A 3,665-nucleotide genomic window follows, 5' to 3' on the forward strand; every position below is an offset into this window, starting at 1 on the left:
GCCCCTTCGTCTAGCGGTCTAGGACGCGGCCCTTTCACGGCTGAAACACGGGTTCGATTCCCGTAGGGGTCACCATTTCTCTTTTCGCGTCCCCCAACTCATCGGCAGGTTGACCATCCCCCGGCGCGTTTCGCCTGATCGAGATGCAGGTGATCGGCATGAGCCGCGTTGTAGTCGGGCGACAGCACGGTAGAGAAGCTGCGACAGGCAGCATCCCGTACGTCATGCAGGAAGCGCGACGTCGCCGCGTCCTTTCCATTCCAATCCTTCGCCACGCTTATCCGGCTTCCGTCCGCCAATACGAAGCTGGCGATATCGATGGCGTTGCCGGTGGCATGCTCACTCCAGTTGCCGCGTTCACCGCCGCCGATCCGGCGACAGCTTGCGGTGCCAAGATGTTCGATACGCACCACCTTCTGACGGAATACCGCCTCTGCGGCAGGCTGCACGCCGTGTCTTATCCAGCGGGCAAGTCCGGCGTCGACCGCACACGTCGCCTGGCCGCCCTGAGGACGTAATAGGGTCCCAAGGCGCGCTGGTGCGCCCAGGACCTGCCGATCGTCTCTGAGACATGCCCCGTTGCCTGTCGCGGGCAGTGCAGGCGTATTCACCCCGGCGCTGTCGAGAAAAGCCCCGCACACAGCCCGGCTGGACCGCAGCGCTGCGAACTTGCGCCCGGTTGCCCATCCGTCGGGCTCGGCAAGCGTCAATGGCGCACGGGGATCGTGTTCTGGATGATCATGCAGCCAGGCCAGGCTAGCCAGTACGAACGAGGCGGCCAGCAGCACGGCAACGGCGAACTGGTCGAAGCGGGAAAGGACCATGCAACCAACAAGTCGTGCACGCGGCCTTCGTTGCCGCCTGTCGGCAAAGCTGTGGAAAACCTAGGGATAGACCGGCATGAGCGGGGCATAAGAAAAGGGGAGAGCACCAAGCTGCCCTCCCCTCCTTCATAATTGCTTGCCGCGCCGATCAGGAGATCGGCGGCACCGTCTGCGGAGGCACGTCGGTATCCTCCTCGTGAACCTCGACGAGGCCCCGGCCCACGTGGCTCTTGCGGTAGCCATAGGCGAAGTAGAACACGAGGCCGATCGCGCCCCAGATCGGCAGCACCAGCATCGCTTCGGTCGGCAGGTTGAAGAACAGCGTCACGCAACCGATGATCGCGATCGGCGCCACGACCCACACCAGCGGTGTGCGGAACGGACGATGGCGATGCGGATCACGCACGCGCAGGATCAGCACCGCGACCGACACCATCAGGAACGCGAAGAGCGTGCCCGAGTTAGAGATGTCCGCCAACTGGCCGACAGGCAGCAGCGCCGCGGCGATCGCCACGAAGACGCCGGTGATCAGGGTGACGATGTGCGGCGTCTTCCACTTGGGGTGGATGGTCGCTAGCTTCTCCGGCAGCAGGCCGTCGCGCGCCATCACGAAGAAGATGCGGGTCTGGCCGTAGAGCATCATCAGGATGACCGAAGGCAGCGCCAGGTTCGCTGCGAGACCGATAAGGTCACCCGCGCGGGTGTAGTTGATCGAACGCAGAACGTGCGCCAGCGCCTCCTGCGAGCAGACCAGCGGCTGGCTGCCCTTGGCGGCGAGCGCCGCGCACTGGGCGGTGAACTCTGCCGAGCCGGGCTGCGTGCCCAGAGCGGTCGGCTGGGCGCCGATGGCACCGATCGCACCGGCTGCGACGAGCAGATAGAACACGGTGCAAAGCGCGAGGCTACCGATCAGGCCGATCGGCACGTTGCGCTGTGGGTTCTTCGTCTCTTCCGCAGCGGTTGAGACCGCATCGAAGCCGACATAGGCGAAGAAGATGGAGGAAGCGGCCCCGACTATGCCGAGACCGCTGGTGCCGGCCGGTCCGAACCAGCCATTGGGTGCGAAGGGTGCGAAATGCTCGGTATTGAGCACCGGCAGCGCGAGGATGACGAACATCGTCAGCGCCGCCACCTTGATCGCGACCAGAACCGCGTTGAAGGTCGCGCTTTCCTTGGTGCCCAGCATCAGCAGGAAAGTCACCGCGAGTGCCACGACCACGGCGGGCACATTGATGATGCCGCTGGAGAAGTCGACGCCGGTGAGCGACCACGTCGGCCCGGCCGCCAACATCGCCGGTAGCTCGAACCCCGTCAGACTTTTGAGCAGGCCCATGAAGTAGCCGGACCAACCGACGGAGACCGCCGAAGCCGCGACGGCGTATTCAAGGATCAGCGCCCAGCCGACCATCCAGGCCAGCACTTCGCCGACGACGGCATAGGAGTAGGTGTAGGCCGAGCCCGAAACCGGCACCATCGAGGCCAGTTCCGAATAGCACAGCGCCGCGACGGCGCAGACCGCGCCGGCGATGATGAAGCTCCACATCATGCCGGGACCGGCCTTCTGCGCAGCTGCGGCAGTGAGCACGAAGATACCGGTGCCGATGATGGCGCCGACGCCCAGAAGCGTCAGTTGGACAGGACCCAGTGATCGGTGAAGAGATTTCTTTTCCGCCGTCGCCAGAATGGCGTCGAGCGGCTTTACGCGTCCGAACATGTGGACCCCCGAATTGCGAATGCCAGGAGGCTAACGACAAGCAGGCGCTTGGCAAGAGGCCCCTGCGGTAAATTCCCCAGCATTGTAATATTCTTACAACAATCCGGTATATCCCGTGCCCACGGCAGGCGTACGGCCCACTCTGGAGATTTGCCGGGGACCAGATCGGGCGCTAGAAGCCCCACCCATGTCTACGACCTTCCAGATCGACACCGCGACCAGCCGCGCAAACCCCACTCCGGCGCCGATGAAGCGCCTGACGATTCCGGCGATTCGCCGCCGCAAGAAGGACGGCGTGACCGAACAACCGATCGTCATGCTGACGGCCTACACGGCACGGCAGGCGCAGTTGCTCGACGCGCATTGCGACCTCCTGCTCGTCGGCGACAGCCTCGGTCAGGTGATCTACGGATTGCCCTCCAGCGTGCCGGTGACATTGGAGATGATGATCGCCCACGGCGCCGCCGTCGTGCGTGGCAGCTACCATGCCGCCGTCATCGTCGACATGCCCTTTGGCACTTACGAGCAGTCGCCCCAACAGGCCTTCGCCAATGCATCGAGGCTGCTGAAGGAAACCGGCTGCGCGGGCGTGAAGCTCGAAGGCGGAGCGGCGATGGCGGAAACGGTACGCTTCCTGAACGAGCGCGGCATCCCCGTACAGGGCCACATCGGCCTGACCCCGCAGGCGGTGAACGTGCTCGGCGGCTACAATGCGCGCGGCCGCAGCGAGGCCGAGGCGGCCAAGATCGTCGCCGATGCCAAGGCGCTCGACGAAGCCGGAGCGTTCTCGATCGTGATCGAGGGCGTCGTCGAGACGATCGCCATCGAAGCCACCCGCGCCATCGCCTGTCCCAGCATCGGCATCGGCGGCTCGGCACAGTGCGACGGGCAGGTACTGGTTACCGAGGACATGCTCGGCATGTTCGAGCGGGTGCCGCGCTTCGTGAAGAAGTATGCCGACATGGGCTCGGTGGTTTCGGAAGCAGCCGCGCAGTACGCCGCAGAAGTGCGCGATCGCAGCTTCCCCGGCATCGAGCAGACTTACCAGCCGAAGTGACCGGGTCCGGTGGCCCACGCGAAACCGGCTTTTCCGGTTTCGCCCTTTGCGGTGGTTTATCCTCCCTGTC

General features: G+C 64.6%; 3 protein-coding genes. 1 reads left to right on the forward strand and 2 read right to left on the reverse strand.

Translation table 11 applies throughout. The annotated features are described in order from the left end of the window. Positions 1-98: 98 nt before the first annotated feature. Positions 99-824, reverse strand: coding sequence for an extensin-like domain-containing protein (locus tag LH128_RS20215; RefSeq protein ID WP_008831542.1), 726 nt, complete (start codon positions 822-824; stop codon positions 99-101). A gap of 148 nt (positions 825-972) precedes the next feature. Continuing rightward, the gene (locus LH128_RS20220; protein ID WP_008831543.1) at positions 973-2,538 is read right to left on the reverse strand and encodes an amino acid permease; all 1,566 of its coding nucleotides are present in this window, start codon (positions 2,536-2,538) and stop codon (positions 973-975) included. A gap of 187 nt (positions 2,539-2,725) precedes the next feature. Between LH128_RS20220 and panB the strand changes: the two genes are divergently transcribed. After that, a complete protein-coding gene (gene panB, locus LH128_RS20225; protein WP_008831544.1) occupies positions 2,726-3,595 on the forward strand; it encodes a 3-methyl-2-oxobutanoate hydroxymethyltransferase in 870 nt (289 codons plus the stop codon). Positions 3,596-3,665: the final 70 nt, after the last annotated feature.

Origin of the sequence: Sphingomonas sp. LH128, assembly GCF_000293195.2 — a bacterium.
Classification (GTDB): Bacteria; Pseudomonadota; Alphaproteobacteria; order Sphingomonadales; family Sphingomonadaceae; genus Novosphingobium; species Novosphingobium resinovorum_A.